Here is a 1,524-nt window from a genome sequence, read left to right on the forward strand (position 1 = left end):
GTGCACGCCACGGTCGCGGTGGTCAGCGGATCGAGGTCGTGGTCACCTTCCAGGAGGGCGCCAAGCCCATGAGGCCGGGGTCGCGTTGACGGGCCAGGGCCCCGCATAGAACAAGACTTGGCGCCCAGCCGGGTGGCGCGGGTCGGGCGCAATGTACTCGGTATGCGACGACGCCGCAGCGAAGGCAACCTTTCGCGAGTTGGCCGACAGTTTCGGTTTCGCCCCGGTCGGGGTGGCCGACCTCGGTGATCAGACCCGTGACCCTCGCGATCTGGGAATTGCGACGCTGACATCGGAATTGGCGAGCTCAGTGGCGAAGGTGTGCCGCAGTCCATACACAAGGGCGCAGCGCGCTCGTTCGCCGTCGATGCCCGCCTTTCGGCAGGCGCGCAGGACCCGGTATTGCAGGGTCCCGCGGGTGATGCGGCCACCATCGGTGCCGACAAACGTGAGTTCGCCGGGCCAGGCATTCAATCCCCCGGTGGGGGAGCGAGGTTCGCGGTTGCAGACTGCCGTCGTTGGCGCCAATCAGTTCCTCGTAGCGCAGACCGGCCAGCAGTGCGGTGAGAATGATGCGCGATCGCGCTCAGGCCAGTCGCTGCGCCGCCGCGGCTGTTCGCCATCCGGCGGCTCAGTCAGCAATGCAGTAATAGCGTTGTTGGGCAGTGACGTTGGAAGCGTCTTAGCGGGCGGACTCATCGACGTTTCCCAGCAGCCGGGCTCGGTGTACCAATTCCTCCGCCATTGGTGAGGCATGGACGCCCCACCGGCGTTGAGCGCGAAGATCTCGAGTGCAGTCAGGCGAGGTGTTGCGTTAGGAAAAGTGCCGCACGGTCTAGCGCGTGATCGGCTTCGTCGAGGAGGCCGACGAAGGATTGGAAGACGTGCGGCACGTCGGCGGTGACATCGAGGATCACGTCGACACCCGCTGCCCGTGCGCGGTCGGCCAGGCGTGTGGAGTCATCGAGCAGGACTTCGTTCGTCCCGACTTGCAGCAACAGGGGAGGAAACCCAGTCAGGTTCGCACGCGTGGCCGGACTGAGCAACTCCTGGTCCGGATCCTGGCCTGCCAGATACATTTTGGCCGTGGCGTTGAGGGTCTCGCGGGTGAAGAAGGGGTCGACACCAGCCTTGTCGTCAATGCTCTCACCGGAACGCGTGTAGTCCAGTCCCGGGGAGAATGCGACGACAGCGGCAGGCATCGGCAGGCCGGCGTCTCGGGCCATCAGGCAGGCTGACACCGCAATGCCTCCGCCAGCTGAGTCACCGGCAAACGCGATGCTCGTGGGAGCCGCACCCCCGTCCAGAAGCTCACGGTAGGCCGCGAGTGCATCCTGCAGCCCGGCGGGAAACGGGTGTTCCGGTGCGAGCCGGTAGTCGAGGGAGAACGAACGGATGCCGGTTCGGTCGACCAGGGCCGAGGTGAGCGACAGTGCAGTCTCGGGAGAGCCAGACACATTGCCGCCGCCGTGGAAGTACAGGATCGTACCTGGAGTGGTCTGCCGCTGTGACTCGACCATCAGT

1 protein-coding gene is annotated in these 1,524 nt (G+C 65.6%); it reads right to left on the reverse strand.

Annotation, left to right across the window (positions count from 1 at the left end):
- Window positions 1-797: 797 nt before the first annotated feature.
- The coding region (locus ACRDUX_RS27390; protein WP_526418404.1) for an alpha/beta hydrolase at window positions 798-1,524 on the reverse strand (727 nt) is incomplete at its 5' end.

This window comes from Mycobacterium sp. (assembly GCF_050701675.1).
GTDB lineage: Bacteria > Actinomycetota > Actinomycetes > Mycobacteriales > Mycobacteriaceae > Mycobacterium.